The sequence below is a fragment of the Salmonirosea aquatica genome, from assembly GCF_009296315.1.
Classification (GTDB): Bacteria; Bacteroidota; Bacteroidia; order Cytophagales; family Spirosomataceae; genus Salmonirosea; species Salmonirosea aquatica.
Window position 1 is genome coordinate 3,148,255 of sequence record NZ_WHLY01000002.1, and the last position, 25,892, is coordinate 3,174,146.

At 47.7% G+C, this 25,892-nt stretch carries 37 protein-coding genes; 30 read left to right on the forward strand and 7 right to left on the reverse strand.

Features of this window, described 5'->3' with window-relative positions:
* Positions 1-11 precede the first annotated feature (11 nt).
* From rpmC to carA, 22 genes are all read left to right on the forward strand, one after another.
* Positions 12-209 carry a 50S ribosomal protein L29 gene (rpmC, locus tag GBK04_RS14280; protein ID WP_152760754.1) on the forward strand — a complete coding sequence of 66 codons (198 nt, stop codon included), beginning with the start codon at positions 12-14 and terminating at the stop codon, positions 207-209.
* An 18-nt stretch (positions 210-227) separates the two neighbouring features.
* Positions 228-491 carry a 30S ribosomal protein S17 gene (rpsQ, locus tag GBK04_RS14285; RefSeq protein WP_152760756.1) on the forward strand — a complete coding sequence of 88 codons (264 nt, stop codon included), beginning with the start codon at positions 228-230 and terminating at the stop codon, positions 489-491.
* Positions 492-493: 2 nt separating this feature from the next.
* Positions 494-862, forward strand: coding sequence for a 50S ribosomal protein L14 (gene rplN / locus GBK04_RS14290; protein WP_152760758.1), 369 nt, complete (start codon positions 494-496; stop codon positions 860-862).
* A 49-nt stretch (positions 863-911) separates the two neighbouring features.
* On the forward strand, positions 912-1,250 hold the full coding sequence (gene rplX / locus GBK04_RS14295) for a 50S ribosomal protein L24 (protein ID WP_152760761.1): 339 nt from the start codon (positions 912-914) through the stop codon (positions 1,248-1,250).
* 77 nt (positions 1,251-1,327) lie between these two features.
* Positions 1,328-1,891: a 50S ribosomal protein L5 gene (gene rplE / locus GBK04_RS14300; protein ID WP_152760762.1), complete on the forward strand. Its 564-nt coding sequence runs from the start codon at positions 1,328-1,330 to the stop codon at positions 1,889-1,891.
* Positions 1,892-1,917: 26 nt separating this feature from the next.
* Positions 1,918-2,187 carry a 30S ribosomal protein S14 gene (gene rpsN / locus GBK04_RS14305; protein ID WP_152760763.1) on the forward strand — a complete coding sequence of 90 codons (270 nt, stop codon included), beginning with the start codon at positions 1,918-1,920 and terminating at the stop codon, positions 2,185-2,187.
* A 74-nt stretch (positions 2,188-2,261) separates the two neighbouring features.
* Positions 2,262-2,660 (forward strand): 30S ribosomal protein S8, encoded by a 399-nt coding sequence (rpsH, locus tag GBK04_RS14310; protein WP_152760765.1) that lies wholly within the window; start codon positions 2,262-2,264, stop codon positions 2,658-2,660.
* Positions 2,661-2,679: 19 nt separating this feature from the next.
* Positions 2,680-3,237 (forward strand): 50S ribosomal protein L6, encoded by a 558-nt coding sequence (gene rplF, locus GBK04_RS14315; RefSeq protein WP_152760767.1) that lies wholly within the window; start codon positions 2,680-2,682, stop codon positions 3,235-3,237.
* A 47-nt stretch (positions 3,238-3,284) separates the two neighbouring features.
* Positions 3,285-3,638 (forward strand): 50S ribosomal protein L18, encoded by a 354-nt coding sequence (gene rplR, locus GBK04_RS14320; RefSeq protein ID WP_152760769.1) that lies wholly within the window; start codon positions 3,285-3,287, stop codon positions 3,636-3,638.
* Between the two features lie 11 nt (positions 3,639-3,649).
* Entirely contained in the window at positions 3,650-4,165 is a 516-nt protein-coding gene (gene rpsE / locus GBK04_RS14325) for a 30S ribosomal protein S5 (protein ID WP_152760771.1), read from the forward strand.
* Positions 4,166-4,201: 36 nt separating this feature from the next.
* Positions 4,202-4,381, forward strand: a complete 180-nt coding sequence (gene rpmD, locus GBK04_RS14330) for a 50S ribosomal protein L30 (RefSeq protein ID WP_152760772.1) — start codon at positions 4,202-4,204, stop codon at positions 4,379-4,381.
* 14 nt (positions 4,382-4,395) lie between these two features.
* On the forward strand, positions 4,396-4,842 hold the full coding sequence (gene rplO / locus GBK04_RS14335; protein WP_152760775.1) for a 50S ribosomal protein L15: 447 nt from the start codon (positions 4,396-4,398) through the stop codon (positions 4,840-4,842).
* 61 nt (positions 4,843-4,903) lie between these two features.
* A complete protein-coding gene (secY, locus tag GBK04_RS14340) occupies positions 4,904-6,220 on the forward strand; it encodes a preprotein translocase subunit SecY (protein ID WP_152760777.1) in 1,317 nt (438 codons plus the stop codon).
* A gap of 3 nt (positions 6,221-6,223) precedes the next feature.
* Positions 6,224-7,021, forward strand: a complete 798-nt coding sequence (map, locus tag GBK04_RS14345) for a type I methionyl aminopeptidase (RefSeq protein WP_152760779.1) — start codon at positions 6,224-6,226, stop codon at positions 7,019-7,021.
* Between the two features lie 24 nt (positions 7,022-7,045).
* Entirely contained in the window at positions 7,046-7,264 is a 219-nt protein-coding gene (gene infA, locus GBK04_RS14350; protein ID WP_152760781.1) for a translation initiation factor IF-1, read from the forward strand.
* 47 nt (positions 7,265-7,311) lie between these two features.
* On the forward strand, positions 7,312-7,428 hold the full coding sequence (gene ykgO / locus GBK04_RS14355) for a type B 50S ribosomal protein L36 (RefSeq protein ID WP_152760783.1): 117 nt from the start codon (positions 7,312-7,314) through the stop codon (positions 7,426-7,428).
* A 5-nt stretch (positions 7,429-7,433) separates the two neighbouring features.
* Entirely contained in the window at positions 7,434-7,811 is a 378-nt protein-coding gene (gene rpsM, locus GBK04_RS14360) for a 30S ribosomal protein S13 (protein ID WP_152760785.1), read from the forward strand.
* A gap of 44 nt (positions 7,812-7,855) precedes the next feature.
* Entirely contained in the window at positions 7,856-8,251 is a 396-nt protein-coding gene (gene rpsK / locus GBK04_RS14365) for a 30S ribosomal protein S11 (protein ID WP_152760787.1), read from the forward strand.
* Between the two features lie 86 nt (positions 8,252-8,337).
* Entirely contained in the window at positions 8,338-8,943 is a 606-nt protein-coding gene (rpsD, locus tag GBK04_RS14370; RefSeq protein WP_152760789.1) for a 30S ribosomal protein S4, read from the forward strand.
* A 140-nt stretch (positions 8,944-9,083) separates the two neighbouring features.
* Entirely contained in the window at positions 9,084-10,073 is a 990-nt protein-coding gene (locus GBK04_RS14375) for a DNA-directed RNA polymerase subunit alpha (protein WP_152760791.1), read from the forward strand.
* Between the two features lie 131 nt (positions 10,074-10,204).
* Positions 10,205-10,954, forward strand: coding sequence for a 50S ribosomal protein L17 (gene rplQ / locus GBK04_RS14380; protein WP_373330983.1), 750 nt, complete (start codon positions 10,205-10,207; stop codon positions 10,952-10,954).
* A 121-nt stretch (positions 10,955-11,075) separates the two neighbouring features.
* Positions 11,076-12,179, forward strand: coding sequence for a glutamine-hydrolyzing carbamoyl-phosphate synthase small subunit (gene carA, locus GBK04_RS14385; RefSeq protein ID WP_152760795.1), 1,104 nt, complete (start codon positions 11,076-11,078; stop codon positions 12,177-12,179).
* 60 nt (positions 12,180-12,239) lie between these two features.
* On the opposite strand, the gene GBK04_RS14390 is transcribed toward carA, so the two are convergent.
* Both GBK04_RS14390 and GBK04_RS14395 read right to left on the reverse strand, forming a co-directional pair.
* A complete protein-coding gene (locus tag GBK04_RS14390; RefSeq protein WP_152760797.1) occupies positions 12,240-12,587 on the reverse strand; it encodes a thioredoxin family protein in 348 nt (115 codons plus the stop codon).
* A complete protein-coding gene (locus tag GBK04_RS14395; RefSeq protein ID WP_152760799.1) occupies positions 12,539-12,949 on the reverse strand; it encodes a rhodanese-like domain-containing protein in 411 nt (136 codons plus the stop codon). Before GBK04_RS14395 ends, GBK04_RS14390 begins: the two co-directional genes overlap by 49 nt.
* Positions 12,950-13,024: 75 nt before the next feature.
* On the opposite strand from GBK04_RS14395, the gene eno reads away from it, so the two are divergent.
* From eno to GBK04_RS14430, 7 genes are all read left to right on the forward strand, one after another.
* Positions 13,025-14,296 carry a phosphopyruvate hydratase gene (gene eno / locus GBK04_RS14400; RefSeq protein WP_152760801.1) on the forward strand — a complete coding sequence of 424 codons (1,272 nt, stop codon included), beginning with the start codon at positions 13,025-13,027 and terminating at the stop codon, positions 14,294-14,296.
* Positions 14,297-14,429: 133 nt separating this feature from the next.
* Positions 14,430-14,765, forward strand: a complete 336-nt coding sequence (locus GBK04_RS14405; RefSeq protein WP_152760803.1) for an FtsB family cell division protein — start codon at positions 14,430-14,432, stop codon at positions 14,763-14,765.
* Between the two features lie 94 nt (positions 14,766-14,859).
* A complete protein-coding gene (locus GBK04_RS14410; RefSeq protein WP_152760805.1) occupies positions 14,860-15,372 on the forward strand; it encodes a low molecular weight protein-tyrosine-phosphatase in 513 nt (170 codons plus the stop codon).
* Positions 15,369-16,901, forward strand: coding sequence for a 2,3-bisphosphoglycerate-independent phosphoglycerate mutase (gene gpmI / locus GBK04_RS14415; RefSeq protein ID WP_152760807.1), 1,533 nt, complete (start codon positions 15,369-15,371; stop codon positions 16,899-16,901). Before GBK04_RS14410 ends, gpmI begins: the two co-directional genes overlap by 4 nt.
* Positions 16,902-16,982: 81 nt before the next feature.
* Complete coding sequence (locus tag GBK04_RS14420) at positions 16,983-17,597, forward strand: hypothetical protein (RefSeq protein ID WP_152760809.1); 615 nt, start codon at positions 16,983-16,985, stop codon at positions 17,595-17,597.
* Between the two features lie 36 nt (positions 17,598-17,633).
* On the forward strand, positions 17,634-19,133 hold the full coding sequence (locus GBK04_RS14425) for a M28 family peptidase (protein WP_152760811.1): 1,500 nt from the start codon (positions 17,634-17,636) through the stop codon (positions 19,131-19,133).
* A gap of 449 nt (positions 19,134-19,582) precedes the next feature.
* Complete coding sequence (locus GBK04_RS14430) at positions 19,583-20,533, forward strand: DUF8428 domain-containing protein (protein ID WP_152760813.1); 951 nt, start codon at positions 19,583-19,585, stop codon at positions 20,531-20,533.
* Between the two features lie 70 nt (positions 20,534-20,603).
* On the opposite strand, the gene GBK04_RS14435 is transcribed toward GBK04_RS14430, so the two are convergent.
* The 5 genes from GBK04_RS14435 to GBK04_RS14455 all read right to left on the reverse strand — a co-directional run bounded on the left by GBK04_RS14435 (position 20,604) and on the right by GBK04_RS14455 (position 25,217).
* On the reverse strand, positions 20,604-21,494 hold the full coding sequence (locus GBK04_RS14435; protein WP_152760815.1) for a polyphosphate kinase 2 family protein: 891 nt from the start codon (positions 21,492-21,494) through the stop codon (positions 20,604-20,606).
* 75 nt (positions 21,495-21,569) lie between these two features.
* Positions 21,570-22,154, reverse strand: a complete 585-nt coding sequence (locus GBK04_RS14440; protein WP_152760817.1) for a non-canonical purine NTP pyrophosphatase — start codon at positions 22,152-22,154, stop codon at positions 21,570-21,572.
* Positions 22,155-22,232: 78 nt separating this feature from the next.
* A complete protein-coding gene (locus GBK04_RS14445) occupies positions 22,233-23,129 on the reverse strand; it encodes an FKBP-type peptidyl-prolyl cis-trans isomerase (RefSeq protein ID WP_152760819.1) in 897 nt (298 codons plus the stop codon).
* Positions 23,130-23,150: 21 nt separating this feature from the next.
* Positions 23,151-24,074 (reverse strand): BamJ family beta-barrel-assembly machinery protein, encoded by a 924-nt coding sequence (bamJ, locus tag GBK04_RS14450; RefSeq protein WP_152760821.1) that lies wholly within the window; start codon positions 24,072-24,074, stop codon positions 23,151-23,153.
* 114 nt (positions 24,075-24,188) lie between these two features.
* On the reverse strand, positions 24,189-25,217 hold the full coding sequence (locus GBK04_RS14455) for a DHH family phosphoesterase (RefSeq protein ID WP_373330984.1): 1,029 nt from the start codon (positions 25,215-25,217) through the stop codon (positions 24,189-24,191).
* A gap of 185 nt (positions 25,218-25,402) precedes the next feature.
* Between GBK04_RS14455 and GBK04_RS14460 the strand changes: the two genes are divergently transcribed.
* A complete protein-coding gene (locus GBK04_RS14460; protein WP_152760823.1) occupies positions 25,403-25,822 on the forward strand; it encodes a nucleoside-diphosphate kinase in 420 nt (139 codons plus the stop codon).
* The last annotated feature ends 70 nt before the right edge of the window (positions 25,823-25,892 follow it).

Consider the following 25,892-nt stretch of genomic DNA (forward strand, 5'->3'; position numbering starts at 1 on the left):
TTGACCAACCAATGAAGAATCAAGAAATAAGAGATCTCTCTGCTGACCAGTTAAAAGAGCAGATCGCCCAGGAGAAGGAACGCTTGTTGAGATTGAAGTTTGCCCACGCGGTTTCTCCTATTGAGAATCCACTCCGTATCCGGGCAGCGCGTAAGCAAATCGCCCGCCTTCTGACAGAGCTAACGGTAAAATCTTCCCAACAGAAATAATCAGCTGCGAAAGAAATCATGGAGGAACTGACAAGAAATTTACGGAAAGAACGTGTGGGCCGTGTAGTAAGCGACAAGATGGAAAAGTCTTGCGTGATCACGGTTGAACGTAAGGTGAAGCATCCTATGTATGGTAAATTTATGAAAAAATCTACCAAACTCATGGTGCATGATGAGAACAACCAGTGCGGGATTGGAGATACAATCCGTGTAATGGAAACCCGTCCGCTTAGTAAGAATAAGCGTTGGAGACTAGTAGAAATCATTGAAAGAGCGAAGTAATAATGGTACAGCAAGAATCAAGATTGTCCGTAGCCGATAATAGCGGAGCCAAGGAAGTACTCGTAATACGGGTGCTGGGTGGAACTGGCAAGCGTTATGCTTCAGTAGGCGATAAGATCGTCGTAACGGTGAAAGCCGCCCTGTCTTCCAGCAATATGAAGAAAGGTACGGTTTCCAAAGCAGTTGTAGTGCGCACAAAGAAGGAAATCCGCCGTAAGGATGGTACCTACATTCGTTTTGAAGACAACGCAGCGGTGTTGTTGAATGCTAACAATGAGCCGCGGGGAACACGGATTTTTGGCCCCGTAGCCCGTGAATTGCGTGAGAAGCAATTTATGAAGATCGTCTCTCTGGCCCCGGAAGTTCTTTAATTTTATACGGCAAGCCCACGTTCTCTGAACTGAATAAAGAAAAGTAAAGATGGAAAATAAGAAAAAAATGCAGCCGAAATTCCATATCCGCAAAGGAGATACGGTGAAGGTAATTGCCGGCAATTCCAAAGGAAAAACGGGTAAAGTAACCTCCGTACTGGTAAGTAAGGAAAGGGCTATTGTAGAAGGGGCCAACATGATTACCAAGCATTTGAAGCCCAATGCTCAGAATCCTCAGGGAAGTATAGAAAAGCGTGAAGGCAGCATTCATATCAGCAATTTGATGCTTATCGACCCTGCAACAGGTGAGGCGACCCGCACTGGCCGCCGCCTGAACGATAACAACAAACTACAGCGCTTTTCGAAGAAGACAGACAAGTTTATCTAAACGCGTTTGCTGACAGGCGTCAAATTATATATCAACCCTAGTGGGTCGGAAATCCACTAACAAGTGTCAAAATCAAGATGGCAACTCCCAGATTAAAGGAAAAATACGAAAACGAAGTAAAAGATCAGCTGAAAGAAAAGTTTCAGTACAAATCTGTGATGCAGGTACCCCGCCTTACCAAAATTGTTCTCAATAAGGGGATCGGGGCGGCAGTAGCGGATAAGAAATTGGTAGACACCGGAGTAGAAGAACTCGGACTCATCACGGGTCAGAAAGCGATCGCTACAATTTCGAAGAAAGCAGTTTCTAACTTCAAATTGCGGGAAAACATGCCCATTGGTGCGAAGGTAACTCTTCGCGGTGACCGCATGTATGAATTCCTGGACCGCCTTACGGCGATTGCAATGCCCCGGGTACGTGATTTCAAAGGAATCAGCGATAAAGGATTCGACGGTCGGGGAAACTACACCTTTGGTGTGAAGGAGCAAATCATCTTTCCTGAAATCAGTATTGATAAAGTCAATAAAATCACGGGAATGGACATCACTTTTGTGACTTCTACCAACTCGGATGAGGAAAGCTACGAATTGCTGAAAGCCTTGGGCATGCCCTTCACCAACGCTGCGAAAAACAACCAATAGTTTTAAGATAAAGATATTTATATACAATGGCAAAAGAATCAGTAAAAGCCCGGGAAAGAAAGCGGCAGCGGATGGTGGACAAATATGCCGACAAGCGCGCTAAGTTGAAAGAAGCCGGTGATTGGGTCGGATTGGACAAGCTACCCCGCAACTCTTCACCTGTACGCCTGCACAACCGGTGCAAAATTACCGGCCGGCCCCGTGGGTACATGCGCAAGTTTGGCATATCACGGGTCTTGTTTCGCGATATGGCATCTCAGGGAAAAATTCCAGGTGTCACTAAAGCAAGCTGGTAATAACCCTTTCAATTCTGATTTCAATTACTTAACTTTGCACCCCTTTTTGAGTGGTGCTCAAACAAGTCACTAAAATGGTAACGGATCCCATAGCAGACTATCTGACTCAAATCAGAAACGCCATCAAGGCGAAGCACCGGGTTGTTGAGATACCTGCTTCCAACATAAAGAAAGAAATTACGAAAGTACTGTTTGAAAAGGGGTACATTCAAAGCTATAAGTTTGACGATAATGGCCCTCAGGGGTCTATCAAGATAGCACTGAAATATAATCCCGTAACCAAACAGCCCGCTATTGTGAAAATCCAGCGGGTCAGCAAGCCTGGACTCCGTAAATACTCTGGTTCTACCGAGATTCCTCGTGTTTTGAGCGGTTTAGGAACGGTAATCATTTCTACCTCAAAGGGAGTAATGACCGACAAGGAAGCCCGGACAATGAACGTAGGGGGAGAAGTGTTGTGTTACGTGTACTAATCGTAAATCCCAGATAGAAATGTCACGAATAGGAAAAAAAGTAATAGAGGTACCTGCCGGTGTTACCATTTCGGTGAACGACGACAATGTGGTATCTGTGAAAGGTCCGAAGGGAACCCTAACACAGAAAGTGGACAGCGATATGTCCATCAATATTGAAGGTAACGAACTGAAGGTAGAACGCCCTACGGAGCAAAAGCGCCATAAAGCTCTTCACGGTCTGTATCGGTCCCTAATCAACAATATGGTGGTTGGGGTGAACACAGGGTACCGTCGGGAACTCGAGATCGTAGGTGTAGGTTATAAGGCCACTTCTGCGAACAATGTTCTGGAAATGAGCTTAGGGTACTCACACAGCATTTTCATGGCTGTTCCCGAGGAAATTAAGGTATCTACGGTCACTGAGAAAGGTCAGAACCCCAAAGTGATCCTGGAAGGAATCGATAAGGAATTGATTGGTCAAGTGGCCGCCAAAATCAAATCAATGCGTAAAGTCGAGCCTTACAAAGGAAAAGGAATCCGGTTTGTGGGTGAGCAAATCCGTCGTAAAGCAGGAAAGGCTGCCTCTAAGAAATAGTGCAATTCCGTAAGGAAAGTTTTTAAACAGTTTATACGATATAGATAATGGCGACGGCAAAAACAGACAGAAGACAACGCCTCAAATATAGCATTCGCAAAAAAGTAAATGGTAGTGCAGAACGGCCCCGTTTGTCGGTATTTCGTTCCAACACCAACATTTATGTGCAGGTGATTGATGATGAGAAAGGCATAACCTTAGTCAGTGCTTCTTCCCACGAACTCGGTGAGAAAAAATGGAATACCAATGTTGAAACTGCGGCTTTGGTAGGTAAAAAAATCGCGGAAAAGGCGATTGAGGCAGGGATTTCGGCGGTTGTATTTGACCGTAACGGATATCTCTACCATGGAAAAGTGAAAGCATTGGCCGACGGAGCCCGCGAGGGTGGTCTTAAATTCTAAGATAAACGATTATGCAGAATCTCAATCGGCCTACCAAGGTCAATGAATCAGAGCTTAAAGAGCGCGTTGTCGCGATCAACCGTGTTGCCAAGGTTGTAAAAGGAGGTCGTCGTTTCAGCTTTTCTGCCATTGTGGTAGTAGGTGACGGTAAAGGTGTGGTAGGATATGGGCTGGGTAAAGCCAATGAAGTTACCGATGCAATTGCCAAGGGGATTGACGATGCCAAAAAGAACCTTTTCCAGGTTCCTTTGCTCAAAACTACCGTTCCCCATGCAATGGAAGGAAAATACAGTGGTGGTTTTGTGCTCATTAAACCAGCAGCTCCCGGTACGGGTGTTATTGCCGGAGGTGCCATGCGTGCCGTTTTGGAAGCCGCGGGTATTCATGATGTGTTAGCCAAATCGAAGGGTTCTTCAAACCCTCACAATGTGGTGAAGGCTACAATCGATGCCCTCATGAAGATGCGGGCTCCGCATCAAGTAGCCTTCCAGCGTGGTGTAACGATGGAAAAAGTATTCAACGGGTAAGCTCGTCAGAGTATCCTATCCCAATTTTAAGCAATCATGTCAAAAGTACGTATCACTCAGGTTAGAAGTACGATCGGCCGTCCGGAGAGACAAAAGCGCACCGTAAAAGCGTTAGGCTTGGGCAAGATCAATCGTTCGGTTGAAAAAGAGAACAACGATTCCATTGCGGGAATGATCCGCAAGATCAGCCATTTGGTTAAAGTAGAAGAAATTTAAAAGATATATTAGTTATGGATCTAAGTTCATTAAAACCGGCGACTGGATCAGTTCGGAATAATAAGCGAGTAGGTCGCGGTACTGGTTCAGGACGTGGAGGTACTTCTACCCGCGGTCACAAAGGTGCTCAGTCACGTTCGGGATACAGCCGCAAGCGTGGTTTTGAAGGCGGGCAAATGCCCCTACAGCGTCGTGTTCCTAAATTTGGTTTTACCAATATGAACCGTGTGGAATACAAAGCCATTAACCTGGATGCAATTCAGGAATTGGTGGAAAAAGTAGGAAGTAACGTTGTAGATGTAGAAACGCTTCGTACCAATGGACTGGCTGGTAAGAACGATCTGATCAAAATCCTTAACCGAGGTGAGGTGAGTTCTGCCGTTGAGGTACATGCCCACGGTTTTTCCAAGAGTGCCGTCGAAGCGATTGAAAAGGCCGGAGGAAAAGCAGTCAAATTATAATCTGGCGAAGTTTGCCGGTTTTACCATTTGAACAGACTCCAGGTCATATAAGACTTTTCTTATGAAACGATTTTTCGATACCATTAAGAACATTTTTTCAATTGAGGAATTGAGAACTCGCATTCTCAATACTCTTTTGTTTATTACGGTGTTCCGTCTGGGGTCCTATGTGGTGTTGCCTGGCATCGAGCCCGACTTGATGAGCGTATCGACCCAGGGATTACTCGGGCTGTTGGATACTTTTTTGGGAGGTGCCTTCAGTAAAGCGTCAATTTTCGCTCTGGGTATCATGCCCTACATTTCAGCTTCAATTGCCATTCAACTATTGACGATGGCAATGCCCTACTTCCAGAAAATGCAGAAGGAGGGAGAGTCGGGTCGCAAGAAACTCAACCAAATTACCCGGGTTCTGACTATCGTTGTAACTTTTGCCCAAGGACTTACGTATTTGAGCACAACGGTACCCGACGAAGCGCTGCTGGTTTCGCGGAGTATTTTCACTGTATCGTCCATCTTTATTTTGATTGCCGGTACCATGTTTTGCATGTGGCTTGGCGAAAGAATTACTGACAAGGGTGTAGGAAATGGCATTTCAATGCTAATCATGATCGGCATTGTATCGCGTTTTCCGGGTGCTATTTACCAAGAATTTTCTTCTCGGGGAAGTGCCCAGATACTGATATTTGTTTTAGAGATTGTAGCGCTCTACTTTGTTATTATGGGAGCGGTAATGCTTACGCAAGCGGTTCGCCGGGTACCTATCCAATATGCTAAGCAGGTTGTAGGCAATCGGGCCGTTGGGGTAGGACAGAGGCAATACTTACCTCTAAAAGTTAATGCGGCCGGCGTAATGCCCATCATTTTTGCGCAGGCATTGATGTTTTTGCCTGCCGCGATTGCTGGTCTGTTTGCCGAAAACAGTGATTTTGCTAGTAATATAGCTACTGCTTTTGCTACCTATACTACTTGGCAATACAACCTGTTGTTTGCTGTTTTGATCATAGTGTTCACGTTTTTCTATACGGCCATATCGGTCAATCCCCAGCAGATTGCAGATGATATGAAGCGGGGCGGTGGTTTTATCCCCGGCGTTAAGCCTGGACAGCAAACTTCGGATTACATCAGTACCATTCTGGATCGAATTACTTTTCCAGGATCAATTATGTTGGCGTTGGTAGCCATTTTACCCGCCTTTGCCAGCTTATTGGGAATGACGAGTTCATTTGCACAATTTTTTGGAGGTACTTCTTTATTGATTATGGTAGGGGTTGTCTTGGACACCCTGCAACAAATCGAAAGCTACTTGCTGATGCGCCGCTACGAGGGATTAATGAAGTCAGGTCGGATCAAAGGCCGGACTGAAAGCTTAGCCGTTTAAGCTATGATCTACCTGAAAACGGATCAGGAGATCGAGTTGATCAAAAAGAGCGCCTTAGTTCTAGGGAAAGCGCACGCGGAAGTAGCAAAGTGGGTAAAGCCCGGGGTCACTACAAAGCGTTTGGATACCGTAGCCGAAGAGTATATCCGAGATCATAAGGGAAGCCCATCCTTTAAAGGGTTTAATGGATTTCCCGCTTCACTGTGCATTTCGGTTAATGAAGTAGTAGTGCATGGATTCCCCAGTGGCTATGAATTACGTGAAGGCGATATTATATCGATTGATTGTGGGGTAAAGCTTGACGGATACCATAGCGACAGTGCCTATACATATCCGGTAGGTGAAGTATCTGATGAGGTATTGGCCCTATTAAAACGAACGAAAAGATCGCTTTATTTGGGAATTGAAAAGGCGTTTGATGGGATGCGGATAGGGGATATAGGAGCCGCCATTCAGGACTACGTTGAAAAATATGGCTACTCGGTAGTTAGGGAGCTTGTAGGACACGGCGTTGGCAAAAATTTGCACGAAAGCCCGGAGGTTCCCAATTATGGAAAACGTGGTAAGGGAATCAAACTCAAAGAAGGCATGGTGCTCGCAATTGAGCCTATGATCAATTTGGGGAAGAAAAGTGTAGTACAAGAAAAGGACGGGTGGACCATACGGACTACGGACCGCAAGCCGTCAGCGCATTTTGAACATACGGTGGCAGTCAGAAAAGGAAAAGCCGAAATTCTGACAACCTTCGAGTATATAGAACAAGTAACGGCAAACACTAGTCTAATGGTGGATGCTTCCTGAAAATAGAATTATAGAAATAAACTAATGGCCAAACAAGCATCCATTGAACAAGATGGCGTAATCATTGAAGCATTGTCAAACGCAATGTTTCGGGTTCAATTGGAAAACAAACATGAAGTAATAGCGCATATCTCGGGTAAAATGAGGATGCACTATATTAAAATTTTGCCTGGCGACCGGGTCAAATTGGAGATGTCTCCTTATGACTTAACCAAAGCACGCATTGTGTATCGTTACAAATAACCGTTTGAGAACATCGCTTGTCTATTAAGCGAACATCCTAAATAAACATGAAAGTAAAAGCATCTGTAAAAAAACGCAGTGACGACTGCAAGGTAATCCGCCGCAAAGGCAAGATTTACGTAATCAACAAAAAAAATCCTCGGTACAAACAAAGACAAGGATAAGAATTATGGCACGTATTGCAGGAGTAGACATTCCCGATCGTAAAAGAGGCGAAATCGCCCTAACCTATATCTTCGGAATTGGCCGTAGCGCCGCCCGGACTATTTTGGAGAAGGCAGGAGTTCCATTGGAGAAAAAAGCATCCGATTGGACTGATGAAGAATCAGGCGCAGTTCGTTCGATTATTGCGAGCGAATACAAAGTGGAGGGTGCACTAAAATCAGAGGTGCAGCTTAGCATTAAGCGGCTGATGGACATTGCTTGCTATCGTGGACTTCGTCACCGGAAAGGCTTACCTCTACGTGGACAGCGTACCAAAAATAACTCGCGTACACGGAAAGGCAAGCGTAAGACGGTTGCAAACAAGAAGAAAGCTACGAAATAATCCATGAGCGTGGCTTCACGCTTGTACAATAGACCCATAGCACAATGGCACAGAATAAAAGAAAAGACAAGGCAAAAAAGAGAGTAGTGGTAGTTGAATCGGTGGGCCAGGTACATATCAAGGCTACTTTCAACAACATTATGATTTCGATTACGAACAATAATGGGCAAGTGATTTCCTGGGCTTCGGCTGGGAAGATGGGCTTTCGTGGTTCAAAGAAAAATACGCCCTACGCAGCTCAAACAGCCGCTCAAAACTGCGCTCAGGTTGCTTACGACCTAGGTATGCGGAAGGCTGAGGTATTTGTGAAAGGACCTGGTTCAGGACGTGAGTCAGCTATCCGAACGATTCAGAATACCGGTATCGAAGTATCGTCCATTCGGGATATTACCCCCCTGCCACATAATGGATGCCGCCCTCCCAAGCGCAGAAGAGTTTAATCAGTTTAATCAGTAGCTGTTACCCAATTGATAATTTAGGAACTGGGGTTATCCAATTAGTAGCAGTAATATTTTAAAATCATAAGATGGCACGTTATACAGGTCCTAAGGCAAAAATTTCGAGACGTTATGGTGAACCCGTGATGGGAACCAGTAAGGCGCTCAATAAGAAAAACTACCCACCCGGCGTTCATGGCCGGGGGCGTCGTTCCAAAAAATCGGAATACGCGCTCCAGCTGATGGAGAAACAAAAGGTGAAGTACACGTATGGTGTATTGGAAAAACAATTTAGAAATATCTTCCACCGCGCTGCGGTAAAAGATGGAATCACGGGTATAAACCTGCTTCAGCTGTGTGAGGCAAGGCTCGACAATACCGTATTTCGTCTGGGTATCGCTCCCACGCGCCGTGCTGCCCGTCAGCTCGTCGGTCATAAGCATGTTATGGTGGATGGCGAAATCGTAGATATCGCTTCATATACTCTCCGCCCAGGTCAGACTGTAACGGTTCGGGAAAAATCCAAATCATTAGAAGCGATCACAGATAGTTTGTCCGGTCACTCTGCAAAACGATTCAATTGGCTTGAGTGGGATGGATCGCAAATGACGGGTAAGTTCATTACCTACCCCGAACGCGACCAAATCCCTGAAAATGTCAACGAGCAACTCATCGTTGAATTGTACTCGAAGTAAGAGCACGCTTCTTACTTATATACATAGCCCCGGCTTGTCCGGGGCATCCTTGTACCCGCACTAGCGGAAACGTTTGCGATCGCAAAGGTAACGACGACCTGATCAATCGTCATTTACTACACAAAAAGTAAACAAAGACTATGTCAATATTAGCATTCCAAATGCCTGATAAAGTCGTAATGGAAAAAGCCGACGACTTTCACGGGTTGTTTGAGTTTAAACCCTTGGAAAAAGGCTATGGCGTAACGATTGGAAATGCGTTGCGTCGGATCCTGCTTTCGTCATTAGAGGGATACGCCATTACGAGTGTGAAGTTCCCCGGGGTGCTTCATGAATTCTCGACCATAGAAGGGGTCGTGGAGGATGTTACAGAAATCATCCTGAACCTGAAAACGGTTCGCTTTAAGAAAGTGGTTGACCTGGTGGAAAACCGTATAACGGTCAACCTGAAGAATGTGTCTGTCGTTACGGCGGGGGATATAGGTAAATTTACGAGTTCCTACCAGGTTCTGAATCCTGATCAGGTAATTTGCCATCTTGACGACAAGAAAGAGTTTGAGATGGAATTGCTTGTGGATAAAGGCCGTGGATATGTACCAGCCGATGAGCCCCGTGCCAATGAACTGCCTTTCAGCCATGTGGCAATGGATGCAATCTATACACCCGTTAAGAATGTAAAATACAGTGTTGAAAACACGCGGGTTGAGCAGAAAACCGACTATGAGCGTCTGCTGATCGACATTCAAACTGACGGTTCGATCCATCCCGAGGAAGCACTTAAGGGAGCCGCCAATATTTTGATCCAGCATTTCATGCTCTTCTCGGATCAAACGATGACGTTTGAGAAACAGAAAGCCGAAGAGGATAATCAGGTGGATGAGGAAATGCTGCGCATGCGCAAACTACTCAAAACTTCACTGGCTGAGTTGGACCTTTCCGTACGGGCTTTCAACTGCCTGAAATCTGCCGATGTAAAAACATTGGGTGATTTGGTAAGGCTCGAAATTTCAGATATGATGAAATTCCGCAATTTTGGCAAGAAATCACTGACGGAATTAGAACAACTGGTATCAGAAAAAGGGCTTACTTTCGGTATGGAAGTAGGTAAGTACCGCCTCGATGAGGAGTAATAAATAAGGTCAAACCGGCATGTGTTCTGTAGCGCGTTACAACCGCCGCTCGAAGCTGCCACATAATTAGAAAAATGAGACACGGAAAGAAATTTAACCACTTAGGAAGAACGGCCTCCCATCGCAATGCCATGCTATCGAACATGGCAGGTTCATTGATTTTGCACAAACGTATTGAAACGACAGTGGCTAAAGCCAAAGCCCTGCGCAAGTATGTCGAGCCACTTTTGACCAAATCAAAGGATGACTCCACGCACAGCCGCCGGGTAGTTTTCTCGTATCTGCGTGACAAAGAACCAGTGAAAGAGCTTTTCAACGTAGTGGCTGACAAAATTGCGGATCGTCCCGGAGGGTACACGCGTATTGTGAAGCTAGGTACCCGCCAGGGAGATGCAGCTGACGTTTGTATCATGGAGTTGGTTGACTTCAACGAAACCATGCTACTGGCCACTGCCGAGAAGCCTGCCAAAACCCGTCGGAGCCGTCGGGGAGGTGGTAAGAAAGCTGACAGCGCTGAGACAACCGAAGCAAAAGCATCTAGCGAAACGAAAGAGGGTACCCCCGCTGTCGTGGAAGAAACCACCAAAGCTGAGCCAGTAGCTGTCCAGGAAGAGAATGCTGTCGAAGCGGATGACCTGGAAAAAGTAGAAGGAATCGGACCCAAAATTGCCGAAGTACTCACTGAGGCAGGTGTTGATACTTTCGCCAAATTAGCTGATTCTACGCCGGAAACCATTCGCGAAATTCTGGATCAGGCAGGTTCACAATTTGCTTCGCATGATCCCGCAACCTGGCCACAACAAGCCAAATTGGCGGCAGATGGTAAATGGGATGAGTTGAAAGCCTGGCAGGACGAATTGGACGGAGGACGAGAAAATTGATAGAACAGAAATCAGAAATGATTGTAAGCAATTGATAAAAGGGGTTGAACGTTTTCGTTTAACCCCTTTTTTTGTGTATAAACTACTACTTTTGAAAACTACACTTTTGTACCGATAGAATATGACTGAAACACAAGAAGCCTTATTACTACTGGAAGACGGCACGGCCTACCGGGGCTTGGCCTTGGGAAAAAAGGGAACTGCGGGCGGAGAAATCTGCTTCAATACGGGTATGACCGGATATCAGGAGATCTACACGGATCCTTCGTACTACGGTCAGATTGTGGTGAACACCACCTCACACATCGGGAATTACGGGGTACAGCTCAACAGTGAAGAAGAGTCAAGCTATGTGAAAATCAAGGGAATGGTATGCAATACTTTTTCCAATGTATACTCTCGGTATACTGCCGACTTTTCATTACAGGAGTACTTTGAACGTGCCAATATTGTGGGGATCAGCAATGTGGATACCCGTCACCTGGTACGTCATGTGCGCGAAAAAGGCGTTATGAACGCCATCATCTCTTCTGAAATACTGGATGAGAATGAACTGATGGAGGAATTACGAAAGGTACCTTCCATGGCCGGCCTGGAATTATCTTCCGAAGTAAGTACCACAGAACCCTACTTTGTGGGCGACGAAATGGAAAGCCGCTGGCGCATTGCGGTAATGGATTACGGCATAAAGAAAAGCATCTTGCAAAACCTGACTCTGCGCGGCTGCTACTGCAAGGTATTTCCCGCCCAAACGCCTTTTTCCGAAATCATGGAATGGCAGCCGGATGGGTTCTTTATTTCTAATGGCCCCGGCGATCCCGCTGCGATGCTATACGCTGTGGAAACGGTAAAGGAAATGATTGAATCCAACAAACCCCTGTTTGGCATTTGCCTGGGTCATCAATTGCTGGCCGAGGCGAGTGGTATCTCTACCTACAAGATGCATCACGGACACCGGGGATTGAACCATCCTGTTAAGAATCTTATTACGGGCTTATGCGAAGTGACTTCCCAGAACCATGGCTTTGCCGTAAATCCTGACGAAATCCTGAATCACCCCGATGTGGAGGTAACGCATGTGAATCTCAATGATAAGACCATCGAAGGCATCCGCCGCAAGGATCGTCCGGCTTTCTCGGTACAGTACCATCCCGAAGCATCGCCCGGTCCCCATGACTCAAGGTACCTGTTCGATGAGTTCGCGCGGTTGCTGGCCGAGGCGTAAGGAAGTTTGATTTGATAATAGCAGTGGAGTCAGGTGGAAACACCTGACTCCAATATGTCCTCACAAAGCCCCATCAATCACCTCACGAAACTCCTTCTCCGGCATTAGACCCATTCCTCGCCACAGCAACATCCCATTTTTGTAAAGAAGAAAAACTGGGATTTCATCGACCTGTAGGCTTCGTGCCAGAGCTTTATTGTCGTCGTAATTGATCGTTTTGATGGTTGCTTTCCCCGCGTATTCTTTCGTAAGCTTTTCCAGGGTAGGTGCCATCTGCTTGCAGGGGGCGCACCAGGGAGCAAAGAAATCAATGAGTACGGGTTGGGTCGAGGCAATCAGTTTCTGAAATTCATCCTGGCTCATTCCTGCCGGAACTTCCGAGGTACCCTCGTTTTTCTCGGAAGGCATACTGGCCGCTGACCATTTAAGGTACCCCCCTGCATATCATATACCTCCTTAAAACCATTCTGAGCCAATAGCTTGGCGGCCTGTCCGCTCCGGCCACCGGACAGACAATAGACGAAGACAGGTTTGTCTTTATCCAGCGTTGCTATCTTCTGCACAAAGACCGGATCGCGAAAATCAAAATTAGAAGAGCGGGGTAGGTGTCCCTGCACGTACTCGGCGGGTGTTCGAACATCCAAGAGCTGACCCTGTGGCGCACCGGCGAGTTTTTGATCAAAGGCTTCAACCGATAGGGGCGTTTGGGCAGTTCCGGCCAGGGATGCCAACGTCAGCATGAGCAATATGATGCATTTCAGGAGTTTCATGTCGGTTCCCAATATTTTACGTTATTTTTGTTCTGTTAAAATTAACCATTTACCCATACAAACCCAAAGCTGCACATGAGTACTATTCAGTCAGTACACGCCAGACAAATTCTGGATTCACGAGGAAACCCTACAGTAGAAGTTGATATTCGTACCGAAAATGGCTATCTGGGCCGTGCCGCCGTACCTTCCGGCGCCTCCACAGGCAAGCACGAAGCCGTAGAATTGCGTGACGACGACGATAAAGTGTATGTCGGCAAAGGCGTACTGAAAGCAGTAGAGAACGTCAACGATATTATTTATCCCGAACTGATCGGTCTGTCGGTTTACGAGCAGAACCTTATTGACAAGATCATGCTCGAGCTTGATGGTACCTCCAACAAAGGAAAATTGGGTGCCAATGCCATTCTGGGTGTTTCGCTGGCCGTAGCCAAAGCCGCCGCGCAGGAAGCCAACCTACCCCTCTATCGTTACATCGGGGGTACCAACGCCAACACGCTGCCCGTGCCGATGATGAACATTCTGAACGGTGGTAGCCATGCCGATAATTCCATCGACTTCCAGGAATTCATGGTAATGCCGGCCAAAGCCGATACGTTCTCTGATGCCCTCCGCATGGGCGTGGAAGTGTTCCATACCTTGAAGAAAGTACTGAAAAGCAAAGGATATTCGACCAATGTCGGTGACGAAGGCGGTTTTGCACCCAATATCAAATCCAACGAAGAAGCGATTGAAATTGTAATTCAGGCGATTGAAAAAGCGGGCTACAAACCCGGTGAAGAGATCTTTATTGCAATGGATGCGGCTTCTTCCGAGTTTTACGAAAATGGTGTCTATCACTTCAAAAAATCTGACGGACGCAAACTATCCTCGGCCGAAATGGCGGGCTATTGGGCTGACTGGGTTAGTAAGTACCCCATCATTTCGATCGAAGACGGCATGGACGAGGACGACTGGGACGGCTGGAAAGCAACCACTGAAAGTATCGGTAGCAAGTGTCAGTTGGTCGGTGACGACCTGTTCGTGACCAATGTGGACCGTTTGCAGCAAGGGATCGATCAGAAAATCGCCAACGCGATTTTGATCAAAGTGAATCAGATCGGCTCGTTGACCGAAACGATCAATACTGTAAACCTGGCCAAGCGCAACAGCTACAAGAATATCATGTCGCACCGCTCGGGCGAAACCGAAGATTCAACTATTGCCGATCTGGCCGTTGCCCTGAACACCGGACAGATCAAAACGGGATCGGCTTCGCGTTCTGACCGCATGGCGAAATACAACCAGCTACTTCGCATCGAGGAAGAACTAGGCGAAACCGCCTACTTCCCAGGTTTGAAGTTTTAAACCGTTCGAGTAAAAAACCGGGGCCTGGTGTCCCGGTTTTTTAATAGGGTACTCTGCCTGAGCTAGATGTACTTCACGATTGTGCCAATAATAGAACCCGCTTCGTAGCTATCCATCAACTTACCTCCAGAAAATGGCCCGACTTCCCTACTGGCTTCTGCGCCTGATGCGCTACCTGCGTAACTTCTACATAGCCACCTTAGTGGGCTGGGTGGTGTGGGTTGTGTTTATTGACGATAACAACATCTTTGTGGTGCTAAGCAATCGGCAAAAAATGAAGGATCTGGAGCAGGACCGGTTGTACTATCAGGAACAGGTGCGGTTGGTAAAGAAAGAGCGGCAGGAAGTATTCGGCAATCAGGCCATGGTTGAAAAGTGGGCCAGGGAAAAGTACCTCATGCGCAAACCTACAGAAGATGTGTACGTAATCGTGGATGAAAACGGACAGTCTATTGAGAAATTAAAGTAAGGACGCGGTTATTCTCGGAGCAAAGAAGTGGCTCCATTCGTGAAATTCCGCATTTTCAACTTTCAATCGCCGGCGACCCGGTTTCAACTTTCAATTGATCAAGGTACTCTTTGTCTGCTTGGGGAATATCTGCCGATCGCCACTTGCGGAGATTGTTTTCAATAACCTGATACAACAGGCGAGTCTCTCAACCCACATTCAATGCGATTCGGCGGGTACCGCCTCCTACCACATTGGTAGCTTACCCGATCGCCGCATACGGCAGATAGGGCAGGAAAAGGGTTTGGTACTAACGCACAGAAGCCGGAAATTAGCGGGTGATGATTTCTATAATTTCGATTATATCGTGGCCATGGATGAGGCCAACTTTGAGGATATCCGCAATCAAAGCTACCGTAGCAGTGGATTTTATTTCCCCGAAGATCGGTTATTTCTGTACCGGGAATTCGATTCCGAAGTGCAAGCCTCGGACCCACGGGAGCATTTCAGTGTCCCGGATCCTTATTACGAAGATATCGTTTTTTTTGAAGAAGTATATCGGATTGTAGAGCGCTGCGGAACCCGCTTTTTAGAATTTATAATTGAAAAAAATAATTTGAAACGATGAATAAGAAAGTCATACTGATTATCCTGGACGGTTGGGGCATTGCCAAGCAGGGCGAGGAAAATCGCTCGGCCATTCTTGCTGCCAACACGCCCTTCTATGATAGTATCTTGCAAAGGTACCCCCACAGTACCCTACAGGCGAGCGGCCTGGCGGTGGGACTACCCGATGGGCAGATGGGTAACTCCGAAGTGGGGCATACCAATCTCGGGGCCGGGCGCGTCGTGTATCAGGATCTGGTAAAAATAAACCTGGCCGTCGAGGATGGCTCCCTGGCGAAGGAACCCGTTCTGGCCAACGCCTTTGACTACGCCAAAACTACGGGTAAGAAGGTACACTTTATCGGTTTAGTATCGGATGGGGGGGTACATTCGCACATCAATCACCTCAAAGGTCTTTGTACATTCGCACATCAGGCCGGACTGGACAATGTATTTGTGCATGCTTTTACTGATGGCCGCGACTGCGATCCGAAGAGCGGATTGGGCTTTTTGGAGGATTTGCAAAAACACATGGCTACTACAACCGGCAAAATCGCCAGCATCACGGGCCGGTACTACGCCATGGACCGCGACAAGCGCTGGGAGCGGGTGAAGCTGGCCTACGATGCCATGGTAAACGGGATAGGGGCGCAGGTACCTGAAAGCGGGCTGATGGAGGCCGTGTTGGCCTCCTATGCCAACGATGTTACGGACGAGTTTATCAAGCCGATTGTAGCCGTCACGGAACAGAACGAACCCGTGGCTGTCATCGAGGATGGTGATGTGGTACTATGCTTCAACTTCCGGACCGACCGGGGGCGCGAGATTACCGAAGCTTTGACGCAACGCGATTTCCATGAGCAGAATATGCACAAACTGAATCTGCGTTATATTACGATGACCAACTACGACGAATCGTTTCAGAACGTAGGGGTTATTTTCGATAAGGACAACCTGACCAATACGTTGGGAGAAGTACTGGAAAAAGCAGGGAAGAAGCAGATTCGCATTGCCGAAACCGAAAAGTACCCCCACGTGACCTTCTTTTTTTCGGGAGGGCGGGAAAAAGAATTTGTGGGCGAAAGCAGGATGATCTGTCCTTCTCCCAAGGTAGCTACCTACGATTTGCAGCCGGAAATGTCGGCGCGGGACATTCGCGATTCCATTGTACCGGCACTGGAACAGGAAGAGGTGGACTTCGTGTGCCTCAACTTCGCCAATACTGACATGGTGGGTCACACGGGTATTTTTGAAGCCGCCGTAAAAGCGGCCGAAACCGTGGATCAATGCGCCGAAGCTGTAGTGACGACAGGTTTGGCGCATGGCTATTCGTCCATTATTATTGCCGATCATGGTAATTCCGACTATATGATCAATGACGATGGTTCGCCTAACACGGCCCACTCTCTCAATCTGGTACCTTGCGTCCTGGTGGATAGTACCTATTCCCAACCGATTCACGACGGTAAGCTGGCCGACGTGGCACCTACCATTCTAGCCTTGATGGGTATCCCTAAACCCGGAGAAATGGCGGGTGAGAGCCTACTGTAAACTATCCGGCTTTTTCAGGTGTTAGCTTAGTCAGAGAGCCAAATCGGCTCTCTGATTTTTTTAAACTACTTTTCATATACCGTGCGACTACCCATTTTTGATTCCAAACCGATTGGAAAAGTGAAAGACTTGCTCCGTTTCGGAACGGCGGGCTTTGCAATACTCCTGATGCTTGCATCCTGCCAAACACCCGCCGAAAAGCATGATGAGCCCGCCGTTTACTATGATATAAAGGGCTTTATTCAAAGTCAGATTCAACTACTGAACCAGCAAAAACCCGTTGTGGAAAAAACGATGGTGGTGGGTAATGGTCAGGAAAAGCGTAGCACCAGTGAAGTGAACTGGGAGAAAGAGCTGGAACTTTTTGTGCAGGCTGACATCAATAAGCCCGCCTATCGACAAAGCTACGCCATTGCACGACCCGATTCGCTGACGTATGAGTATACTATTCAAACTCAGGAAGACCTGCCTGTTCGTTATCTAAAGGTAGTACTCGATCAGGCCGATGGACAACCTGCCCTGATTGAAGCCAGGATTCTGGCCGAAAACAAATTATTTGAGTCCGAAAAGAACCTGTTAATGCACTGCGCCAAAAATTCAGGTCAATGGCGCGTGGCTACCTACCAAATCAAAGGCTTCCAGGAATTGGTGATCAGTGACCGCAAGCTTTTTGATGTGCAGGCTGAGGTACACTAAGGTCATATCAAGTCATTTAAAAGCCAATCTCTCAGTATGAAAAAGCTTTTACCTCTTCTCTTCCTTCTGGCTCTTCTGATTCCCGGCTTTGCGCAAAAGAAAAACACATTGCCCGAATTTTCTCTCCAAAAAAGTGAGTTGGAAGCGCACATGCGGTTTCTGGCTTCGGACGAACTGATGGGACGCCGCACGGGCGAACCGGGAAATCTTGTAGCCGCCCGTTACGTGGCCGAGCAGTTTCGACGCTACGGCCTGCGACCCGTGCCGGGGCAGTCTACTTATATGCAAGCTGTACCTTTAGAAAAGATGGCCGCTTTGCAGAAGGGTACCTTATACGTAGGAAACGATACGTTGCTTTCGGAAAAAGACTGGATTTTGATGTCGGGTAAGGCTACGGATGTGCGTGCTCCGTTGGTCTATGCAGGTTTTGGACTGGAAGATGCAGCCAAAAGCTGGGACGACTACAAAGGGCTGGACGTGAAAGGGAAAATTGTGCTGGTGCAAAGCGGCTCACCGGATGCCACCACACCGTCGGAAATTATCAGCGTATCAAATGAGAAACGAAGACTGGCTGCCCAAAAGGGAGCCGTAGCCATAATCGAATTATTCAAGGCTCCTGTTCCCTGGAATTTTGTGACCAAATATTTTTCAGGCGATCGCATCGCCCTGGCGGCTGAAGGTACCCCCGTTTCGCTGCCGCATGCCTGGGTAAACGGGCAAGAGGCCAGGTTCACCAAGCTCCTGCGTGTGGCGTCAGACGTTCGTTTCCAAACGGATGGGCGCCCGGTGCAAACGGTCAATGGGTACAACGTAGTGGCTTACATCGAAGGTACCGATGCCAAATTGAAAAACGAGTATGTACTGCTTTCGGCGCATTATGATCACGTAGGCGTGGGTAAGCAGGGCGGTCAGCCTTATACGCCCGAGGATAGCATTTTCAATGGCGCGCGCGACAACGCCTTTGGCACCGTATCGCTGTTGGCTGCTGCCGAAGCGCTGGCGCAGAACCCACCGAAGCGGTCGGTAGTATTGGTAGCTTTGACGGGCGAAGAGGTGGGTCTTCTGGGCAGTAAGTATTACGCCAGTCATCCGCTGTTACCCCTCAAAAACTGTGTATTCAACCTCAATACCGACGGCGCGGGCTATAATGATACCAGTATTCTGGCGGTGATCGGACTGGATCGCACGGGGGCACGGGCAGAAATCGAAGCAGCCAGCAAAGCTTTTGGATTGGATGTAGTGGCCGATCCGGCACCTGAGCAGGGATTATTCGATCGATCCGACAATGTGAGTTTTGCTATTAAAGGAATTCCTGCGCCCACAATTACGCCCGGATTCCGGACTTTTGATGCCGATTTGATGAAGAATTACCACCAGGCTTCCGATAATCCAGAGACCATCGATTTTGACTACCTGCTTAAATTCTGCCAGGCCTATGCCTACGCCTCTCGTTTGATCGCCGATCGCAGTCAGGTACCGCAATGGATCAAAGGTGATAAATACGAGGAGGCCGCTCAAAAACTTTATGGAAATTAGGGAAAATTATATTCCGAAACGGTAAAAAAATAATTTTTCCACCCCAAAAATGTACAGATTGGGGATCATATTCTACATGCCTTGGAAACGAAAATGAAATAATTTTGGCCATAATTTGACAAATGGCCTATGTTTTTTATTTCGTTTTAAGCAGAAATCCCACTTTAAAAGTCTGATTATTAGTGTCTTGGGTGATAGAAAGTAAATTTCACAAAAATTTTGTGTGGGTATGATCTTTTATAATGAGAGTCCATGATCAGGCAATTCAGTGTGGCCAAGTAAGATTGAGAGAAGGACCTCTAAAACTATACTTCCTATATAATTGCCGGTTCAGAAAATAATAATTCAAATCCAACGTATACGAAAGAGTTAACCAACCAAACAGCGAATGAGGATGTATGAGACCTGTACACTTTTTCTTTAATTTTTAACTCTAAACGTAAATCAAAATGCAAACCGAAGAACAGAAAAAGCAAAGTACGGCGTGGGTGATTGTCGCAATCCTGGCGGTTGCCGTAGCGGCGTTAGGTTTCCTGTTTTTTCAGCAGAGGGCTGAACTTACGGATCAGGAAGCAACAGTAATGGAAAAAGTAAGAGAAGTAGCTTCAACACGCACTAAACTGGATTCCATTTCGACGGTGTTGAACATGAAAATCGCTGAAGTCGAGAAACTAGGTGGTGATGTAGAAGAACTTAACAAAATGAAAGCACAGCTTGAGGCTGATAAACTGGCCCTCTCGCGGAGTAAGAAAGTGGAAACAAACAAGTATCTGGCCAAGATCAAGGAATACGAAACGTTCCTGGCTGAGAAAGATACCGAAATTGCCAAACTACGCGAAGAAAACCAAATGTTGGCTTCTTCAAACGATTCGCTGAACGTACAGGTAGGCTCACTGCAGACCGAGCGTCAGACTCTCGTGCAACGTCAAACCGAGCTGGCGGATTCCGTAATGACCTATACGGCTCAGAACAAGGAGCTATCGGAGAAAGTAAATCGTGCTGCTGCTTTGAAAGCACAGAATTTGAAAGTTCTGGCGGTAACTTCGAAGGGTAAAACCCGTGATGACGACGCCTACAAAGCGAAGCGTGTCGACAAAATCAAGTTGGTGTTCGATCTACCTGAAAACCCATTGACACGTCAGGAAACGAAGGATATCTATGTGCGGGTACTGGATCCCAACGGAGCCGTATTGGCCGATGATGCCACAGGTTCTGGTGAGTTCGAAGTAAACGGTCAGGAGACGAAATTCACTTCCCGCGAGTCGGTTGCTTACCTTAATAACAACCAGAAAGTGGAGATGCTGTATGACAACACATCGCAATTCCGGCCTGGTAAGTACAGCGTCGAACTGTACGCCGAAGGGTACCGGATTGGTGGAGGTAACTTCGTAATTCGCTAAGGGTGAATAACCGATAAAGTATCTGAATAGTAACGCGGACGGCGCTCAAAGCGCCGTCCGCGTTTTTTTATTAGTCGTTGTTCTGGGATTTTATGACACTGATAAAACCCTGCAACTCGTCGTGGCGTTTTTCGTCGGCTTCGGGATACCGCATATCCAGTTTTTTCATTTCTTCGGTGATGATCCGTCCTACGATAATCCGCATATTCTTCTTGTCGTCGGCCGGAATCACGTACCACGGTGCTTTTTCGGTAGCGGTGGCGTTGATACACTCCTCAAATGCTTCCATGTACGAATCCCAGGATTCGCGCTCTTTCACATCTCCTTCTTCGAACTTCCAGTTTTTAGAAGGATCTTCGATGCGGGCGATCAGGCGGTCGGCCTGCTCCTTTTTGGATACATTCAGAAAAAACTTCACTACCCGGATACCATTGTGGTAGAGGTACTTCTCTGAATTCTTAATGTCCTCGTAGCGATTTTCCCAGAGTTTATCCAGATCTTCGGTGAGTTCAGCAGGTAGGCGTTGCACATGGGTCACTATTTCGGGATGTACCTTTACGACCAGTACCTCTTCATAATAGCTGCGGTTAAACACCGTAATGGTACCCCGCTGCGGTAACAGCACTGAACTCCGCCACATGAAATCGTGCCCCAGTTCGTTTTCACTGGGCCGCTTGAACGAGTGTATTCTTACACCGATGGGATTTACACCCGCAAAAACCCGCTTTAGGGTACCATCTTTACCGGCCGCATCCATGGCTTGAAGAATCACCAGCAAACCATAGCGATTGTGAGCGTACATCATGCTTTGCAGTTCGTCCAGTTCGTCGGCGTTATCCTCCAGCATCTTTTTGTATTCGTCCTTGTCCTCGTAGAGGTCGGGAATCTTGGTATCCACCTTTTTCAGGCTGAATTTTTTATCGCCATTGTAGCGAAAGTCTTCGGACTTGAATTTGGACATGATGCAGGGATTTAAAAAGTTGGGGAAAAGCTAGGTAGGGTGCCTAATTTGGCTATAAAAACCCGTTTATACAAACTACCGTTGCCGTAGAAACGCCACCAGCTTGGCAAATGCCCGAGACCGATGGCTGAGTTGGGATTTTTCGGTCAGGCTCATTTCGGCAAAAGTCCGTTCATGGCCCTCAGGCACAAAGACAGGATCGTAGCCAAATCCGTTGCCTCCACGTTTCTCGTTGATGAGGGTACCCTCTACGGTACCTTCAAACTGGTGGTAGATACCTTCTACCACCAGCGTAATGACGGTAAGAAAACGCGCCGGCGTGGGAAAGGTGTGGCCAGTAGCGGCCAATTGCTCCCACACGCGGTTGATATTATCGTTGGCGTTGCGCTGCGGACCCGCATAATGGGCCGAATCGACGCCCGGTTTCCCATCGAGCGCGTATACTTCCAGACCCGTATCATCAGCGAAGGTACCTATGCCATAGTTGTCCCACACGTACTCGGCCTTCTGACGGGAGTTTTCGGGAATGGTAGGTTGGGTTTCGGGAATTTCTTCGAGGCAACCAATGTCGGCGAGGGTTTTCAACTCGAAATCCGAACCCAGCAAGGCCTGAATCTCGGTGAGTTTGTGGGCGTTATTTGTAGCAAAGCAAAGTTGCATAGGACAGTTTTTTTACTTGAAACAAAAGCAAAAGAGGCCACCCGGTGAGTAGCCTCTTTTACAAAAAAAATATGCGAATTACTTGGTCTTGGACACAATCTCTACCTCGAAGTACAAGGGGGCAAATGGGCCAATGGAAGGGCTACTTCCCTGGGTACCATAGCCCAGAGTGGATGGAAAAAGTAAGTTGGCTTTTTCGCCCGCCCGCATCTTCAGCAGACCCTGCGTAAAGCCCGTTACCAGACTGGTGCTTCCGACGGTGACGCTCAGGGTACCCGAGTCAAAAACCGTGTAATCCATTAGACGCCCCGTATATTTCACCTGCAACACGCTGCCATCTTTAATTTCGGCGGAATCAGGCCGCGACAGGGTTTTGCCAAATCGCAGTCCGTTCTCGGTAGTTTCGGTGATCAGAATGGAATGGTCTTTCACAAAATCGTCTATCTGCTCCGCTTCAGTGCGGATAGACACTACCTTCATTTCGAGCCGTACAGGGGTATAAGCTGGAAACAGCAGAGTACCTGTGGCTCCATAACTAAGATACGAAGGCAAAAACAGAATAGCCGAATCGCCCTCGGTAAGTAGGGGTTTCTCAAAGAGGAGACTCATCGCCTGATCGGACAAAAACGGAATCTTACTGATGCCATAAACGGCCCGAACGGGCTTGTTGAGGCTTATTTCGCTACTATCCACCAGCACACCATCCAGGCGCCGCGCTATATACGTAACCCGAACCTCATCACCGATGACGGGTTTTTGGGTACTGGTACCTTTCGAAACTACCTTGTAGTACAGGCCTTCGGGAGTACGTTGGGCCGAAATGTCATTCGTGGATAGATAAGCCTTGATTTCCTCATCGTTCTGGATTCTCTTCTCATCACCGATCGGATCCGAAGCCTCCTTACAGGCCGTTAGAGAAGCACCCAGGAGAACGCCAATCGCCACAAGCCAACCGTATCTATTTGCTGCGTTCATAAATATCGCTACGGGCGAAGCCTATTGCAGGCCACCCGGTTGTTGCGGCATGCCCGAGTTATCACCCGGAGCCGGAGTGGAAAAATCAATTAATTCTACGTCGAAAAGCAGCACGGAATTGGGAGGAATAGGCCCTGACCCTTCGGTTCCGTACGCCAAGCCCGAGGGAATAATCAACATGCGCTTTTCGCCTTTCTTCATGGACATGATGCCTTCTTCCCAGCCGGGAATCACCATACCTACCCCTACCCGGAAATCAATGGGCTGGCCCTGGGTCTGTGGATTATTGATAGAACTATCGAAAACCTTACCATCGAGCAGTTTGCCGGTGTAGTGGACTTTCACCACATCACCCTGCTTAGGGGTAGGGCCCGAGCCGGGCGACAGCACCACGTAAGCCAGGCCCGAATCTGTTTTCTGCGCTTTGCCCTGAAGACTGTTGTCAGCGATGTACTTATCGATGGTTTTGGCATCGATACCTTTCTGGGCAGCTCCCTGCTCGGCCTGATCTTTCTGGAATTCTTCGGAAGTCTGGATATTCAGTACTTTTACGGTAAATGCCAGGTCAGTACCTTTTTTAACCATAGGAGGCATAGGCTGCATCATCTTGGCAAACAGCGTGTCAGCGCTCACAAAAAAGGTAGCACTGTCGCCTTTGGCCAGCATGGCCAGCCCTTCTTCAAAGCTACCTTTGAAAGGAGGCTGCTGAAGTACCAGCTTCACGGGCATATTTTCTTTATAGGTATCGCGCAGCACGGAGTCCTCGCTGTTTTTAAGGACCAAGTGAAACGACATAATGTCGCCCATTTTGGCTTTGCGTGCATCTTCGTTTTGCTCATGAAACTGGTATTTTAGTCCATTCTCTGTTACCTGTACCCGATGCTGATTGCAGGAGGCGGCCAGGATGCAGATGCCCAGCACAAAGCCGATTGTTTTAAGATTCATTGGTTTCTGGTTAAATATAAAATAGAGTAGTTAGTGATTTTGAGTTGATTGCGAAATAATACTACCTATAACGTGCATCCTCCGATTTTTGTGCAAAGGAATCAAAAAAACGCCTCATTTCTCCACGCTCAGGAGCTGGGCTTTGTAAAAAGGCAGAAATTTCAGAAACTGATCCACCGTTTCCTGCAAAGAAAGCGTCGTGCGTCCCCCGGAGGCATTGCGGTGGCCGCCACCATTGAAATGCGCACTCGCCAGGTCCCGCACCGAAAAATCCCCAAATGATCGGAACGAGATCTTGACTTCCCCTTTCCGTTCGATAAATAGGGCCGTCATCACCACGTCTTCTATCTGTAAGCCGTAGTTCACGATACCGTCGGTATCACCCGTGCCCGATTTGTACTTTTCCAATTCGGCGGCGGTCAGAGTCATGTAGGACGTCCGGTACTCAGGAAGTACCTGTAGGCGATTGCTCAGCACATGGCCTAGCAGCTTCATGCGCAGCAGGGGCGAGTTATCAAAAATCATCCGGTGCACTTTATTGATCTCCAGACCAGTCCGCATGAGTTCGGCAACCGCCAGATGTACCTCAGGAGTGGTATTTCCGTGCCGGAACGAACCTGTGTCGGTCATAATGCCTGCGTACAGGCACTCGGCCATTGGGACGTCGAGTATTGCTGTGCCGTCAAGGTATCGGATGGTTTCAAAAATCAACTGCGCCGTGGCGGCCGCACCCGTATCCCATAGCATAATATCGGCGAACGGTTCGGGTTCGATATGGTGGTCCACCAGCAATTTGGTAGCCGTGGACTCATTGACCCAGCGTCCCAATTCCTTCAGACGGGAAATAGCCGAAAAATCAAGGCAACACACCAATGTGGCTTCCTGAATCACTTCCCGGCATTCGCGGGCTTTGGCGTTGGTACCTTCGAACACCAGCACGCGGTCGGCCGTGGGCAACCAGTGTAGGTTGGAAGCGATGTCGGTGGGGCTGATGACGCTCACCTGGTGCCCTTTCTTTTCCAGATACAACGCCCAGCCCAGTGAAGACCCCATGGCGTCAGCATCAGGGTCGCGGTGCATCGTGATTACGACTTTTTGGGGAGAAGCTAATACAGCGCGTAGTGCGTCAAAAGGTTGATTCACAAGAATTTGTAGTAAAAGACCAGCGCAAATAAAAAGTTGCCTGATGAGAGTAGCCACCCCGCCCGCCCGCCGGGCGGTTCAGTATGGGCGCACAAAATTAACAAAACTGTTGGGATTTGCGACCTGTTGTCGGTTTTATGGGGAAAATGGTTAGTTTTGCGGCCAAATAAAATTTTGCATTCAATATGTCAGGGAACAGAACTTTTACGATGATTAAGCCCGATGCCGTAGCCGAAAACCATACGGGGGCGATCATCAAAATGATTGAAGAAGCGGGTTTCAGTATTGTGGCTTTGAAGAAGACTTTATTGACTCCCGAACGGGCCGGCGAGTTCTACACAGTACACAAGGAACGGCCCTTTTATGCCGACCTTTGCAAGTACATGTCGTCGGGTGCCATTGTACCCATGATCCTGGAAAAAGACAATGCCGTAGCTGATTTCCGGACGCTGATCGGTGCCACCAACCCGGCCAATGCCGACGAGGGAACGATTCGTAAGCTATTTGCCAAGTCCATTGAGGCCAATGCCATCCACGGCTCCGACTCTGATGAAAACGCCACGATCGAAGGGAATTTCTTCTTTTCGGGTACCGAGCAGTTTTAGAACAAGAGAGGGTCTATAAGTGAAAAAGGGTCTGGATTCGATTGAATCCAGACCCTTTTTGTATATATGA